This window comes from Streptococcus sp. (genome assembly GCF_032481935.1).
Lineage (GTDB): Bacteria > Bacillota > Bacilli > Lactobacillales > Streptococcaceae > Streptococcus.
Map to the genome: position 1 here is coordinate 1 of NZ_JAWERU010000038.1, position 457 is coordinate 457.

Here is a 457-nt window from a genome sequence, read left to right on the forward strand (position 1 = left end):
GATCCCGTTAACTCCCATTTTAGCGGGTGTAGTTTAGTGGTAAAACTACAGCCTTCCAAGCTGTTGTCGCGAGTTCGATTCTCGTCACCCGCTTTGAACTTTGTTCTTTGTACCAAGTTTTTAACTTGGGCGCGTAGCTCAGGTGGTTAGAGCGCACGCCTGATAAGCGTGAGGTCGGTGGTTCGAGTCCACTCGTGCCCATAGTGTTTAGTCCATTTATCTTTTCATTAAGAGGACACGGGCTTGTTCCCGTATAAACTATTTTGGAGGATTACCCAAGTCCGGCTGAAGGGAACGGTCTTGAAAACCGTCAGGCGTGTAAAAGCGTGCGTGGGTTCGAATCCCACATCCTCCTTTTTTATTAACGCGGGATGGAGCAGCTCGGTAGCTCGTCGGGCTCATAACCCGAAGGTCGTAGGTTCAAATCCTGCTCCCGCAATAAGGCTCGGTAGCTCAG

4 tRNA genes are annotated in these 457 nt (G+C 50.1%); all 4 read left to right on the top strand.

Features of this window, described 5'->3' with window-relative positions:
• The first annotated feature begins 22 nt into the window (after positions 1–22).
• Positions 23–93, top strand: a tRNA-Gly gene (locus E7C97_RS07535).
• Between the two features lie 34 nt (positions 94–127).
• Positions 128–201: transfer RNA gene (locus tag E7C97_RS07540), tRNA-Ile, on the top strand.
• A 64-nt stretch (positions 202–265) separates the two neighbouring features.
• Positions 266–355, top strand: a tRNA-Ser gene (locus E7C97_RS07545).
• 10 nt (positions 356–365) lie between these two features.
• A tRNA-Met gene (locus E7C97_RS07550) sits at positions 366–439 on the top strand.
• Positions 440–457 lie beyond the last annotated feature (18 nt).